We start from the raw sequence: 2866 nt of genomic DNA, 5'->3' as shown, positions 1-2866 counted from the left end.
TTCGTGGTGAATGAACATCTCGGCGATGTTGACGAACGGGTCGAGCAGCTTGAAGGGCGAGAGAAGCGGCGGCCCCGACGCGATCTGGTCGAGCAGCAGGTTCCAGTCGTTCTCGGCCACCTGATTCTGTACGCGTTCGGTGTAGTCGGCGAACTTCGGGATCAGGATGCCCGGCGCTGCGTCGAGGCGGCGCTCCCTGATCACGAGGTGGGCGGCGAGATCGCGTGTGGTCCAGTCCCCGCACAGCGTGGCGTGGTCGGGCCCGACCTCCCGCATCGTGCCGACGAGCCCGGCGCGTTCGCGTTGAGCTATTGACATCAGTTGTCTCCCTTGTCCAATGCGCGGTCCAGGTTGATGGCCGCACTGATGAGTGCGAAGTGCGTGAAGGCCTGAGGAAAGTTACCCACCTGATCGCCTGTGGCGCTGACTTGTTCGGCATACAGTCCGACGTGGTTGGCGTAGGTGAACATCTTCTCGAGCGCCAACTGGGCGTCCTCGAGCCGCCCTGCGCGCGTGAGCGCCTCGACATACCAGAAGGAGCACAGCGAGAACGTGCCCTCCTTGCCGTCGAGACCGTCGGACTGCGGGCTGTAGCGGAATACCAGGCTGTCGATGACCAGTTCCTTCTCCACTGCTTCGAGGGTGGACAAGAACTTCGGATCAGCAGGCGAGAGAAACTTGACCATCGGCATCAACAGGACGCCCGCGTCGAGTTCGGTCCCACCCTCTGTCTGGGTGAAGGCCTGAAGGTCGTCGTTCCAGCACTTGGACATGATGCGCTCGTAGATCTCGTCGCGTGCCTTCGACCATGCGCCTATGTCGCAGGGCAGCCCGCGCTGCCGTGCGTCGCGGATGCTGCGCTCCAACGCCACCCAGCAGAAGAGGCGAGATGTGGTGTAGGCCTTGACATCGCCGCGCACTTCCCACATGCCGGCGTCATCGCGGTCCCAATTCTCGATCACCCATTCGACCACCTCGACGACGTCGTTCCACGCGTCGCTGCTGATGCCTGCACCGTATTTGTTGAACAAGTAGATCGAGTCGATGAGCTCGCCGTAGATGTCCAGCTGCAACTGATCGACCGCGGCGTTGCCGACCCTCACCGGCTTGGAGCCGCGATACCCGCTCAGGTGGTCGAGTTCGACCTCCTCGGCGGGCCGGTTGCCGTCGATGTCGTACAGCACGCTCAACGGACCGAGGCCCTTCTTCTGGTCGCGCTCGTGTCCGAGCCGTTCTGAGAGCCACCTGATGAACGCACGGGCCTCGTCGGTGAACCCGAGCCGCAACAGGGCGTAGAGGCTGAAGCCGGCATCACGAACCCAGACATAGCGGTAGTCCCAATTCCGGCTTCCGCCAACAAACTCCGGGATGCTCGTCGTGGCGGCGGCGATGACAGCCCCGCTCGGGTCGTGGGTGAGTAGCTTCAGGGTGATTGCGGAGCGGTGGACCACTTCGCGCCAACGTCCGACGTAGCGCGATTGCCCGAGCCACGTGCGCCAGTACGACGTCGTGGCGTCGAACAGCGCGTCGGACATCTCGATGCCGTCGCGAGACGGAAGGTCGTCGCCGTCGAGGATCTCCAGGACGAAGAGTGCGGTATCACCTTTCGTCAGTTCGACTTCCGCGCTAGCGCACGTGTTGTCCGCATCCTCTTCGATGGTCAGGTCGACGGATCCGGTCAAGCCCAGTCGCATGCCGTCACCGGTGATCATCACTCCGTCGGCGGTCTCCTCGGCTTGGCACGCTTGCCTGGCGTAGTCGGGTCTTGCGTCGACGGTCGTGCGCAGCCGGATGGTCCCGCGAACGCCGGTGATACGGCGAACGATCCGTTGGCGGTGCTCGGGGTCGCCCTCGCCCATCACGGGCATGAAGTCGTGAACCTCGGCGACGCCTTCCTCGGTGAGGAACCGCGTGATGAGGACTGCGGAGTCGGGGAAGTAAAACTGTTGCGTACGAGAGACTTCGCACAGCGGCGCCAACGTCCAGGCACCGCCGCGCTCGCTGTCGAGGATCGCGCCGAATACGCTCGGCGAGTCGAACCGCGGTGAGCAGAACCAATCGATCGTGCCGTCCGTCGCGACCAGCGCGCAGGTCCGCAGGTCGCCGATCAGGCCGTGGTCGGCGATCGCGGGCCACTCGTCAGGCATCGGGCAGTCGCCACCCCTGGGGGCCCGCCAGGGCGATCGCTTCGTCAGGACCCCACGAGCCGCGAGCGTAGGGCAGCGTTGGCGGAGGGTTGTCGAGCACGGGCTGGCAGATCTGCCACAGCCGGTCCACCTCGTCGGCGCGGGTGAACAGGGTCTGGTCGCCGCGCATCACGTCGAGCAGCAACCGCTCGTAGGCCTCGAGCGGCACGTCGTCGGGGTCCTCTTCAGCCACGTCGAGGTGAAAGGTCAACGGCACCAAGTCCATTCGCGGTCCGGGTCGCTTGGCCATCATCATGACGTTGAATGCCGGTGAGTCGCTCAACTCGATCATCAGCTGGTTGGGTCCGTAATCGCTTTCTCCGAACCGTCCCATCGGGGGCGTGCGGAACGTCAGGGTGACGGTGCGCCGCGTCGCGCCCAACGCCTTCCCCGTGCGCAGCAGAAACGGCACCCCTTGCCAGCGTTCGGTATCGACGAAGGCCTCCAAGGCGACGAACGTCTCCACCTTCGAGTCATCCGCCACGTCGTCCTCGTCGAGGTAACCCTCGTATTGCCCGAACACCACGCGGTCCGGGTTCAGCGGCCGCATGGCGGCGAAGACCTTCGACTTCTCGTTGCGCAATGCGGTGGCGTCGAGATGCACGGGCGGTTCCATCGCGACGAAGCCGAGCACTTGGCACAGGTGGGTCGAGATCATGTCCCTGAAGCATCCCGTGGAC

3 protein-coding genes are annotated in these 2866 nt (G+C 64.5%); all 3 read right to left on the bottom strand.

Annotation, left to right across the window (positions count from 1 at the left end; translation table 11 throughout):
- Positions 1 to 318, bottom strand: a 318-nt coding sequence (locus QOD90_RS15920) for a maleylpyruvate isomerase family mycothiol-dependent enzyme (RefSeq protein ID WP_526351348.1), incomplete at its 3' end; no start/stop codon positions are given.
- On the bottom strand, positions 318 to 2147 hold the full coding sequence (locus QOD90_RS15915) for a glycoside hydrolase family 15 protein (RefSeq protein WP_526351346.1): 1830 nt from the start codon (positions 2145 to 2147) through the stop codon (positions 318 to 320). The genes QOD90_RS15920 and QOD90_RS15915, both read right to left, overlap by 1 nt.
- A partial coding sequence (locus QOD90_RS15910) for a glucose-6-phosphate dehydrogenase (NADP(+)) (protein ID WP_526351344.1) occupies positions 2140 to 2866 on the bottom strand: 727 nt, incomplete at its 5' end. The genes QOD90_RS15910 and QOD90_RS15915, both read right to left, overlap by 8 nt.

The sequence above is a fragment of the Mycobacterium sp. genome, from assembly GCF_032161845.1.
GTDB lineage: Bacteria > Actinomycetota > Actinomycetes > Mycobacteriales > Mycobacteriaceae > Mycobacterium.
The sequence above is the reverse complement of the archived record's forward strand: the minus strand, read 5'-3'. Positions and strand labels throughout refer to the sequence as shown.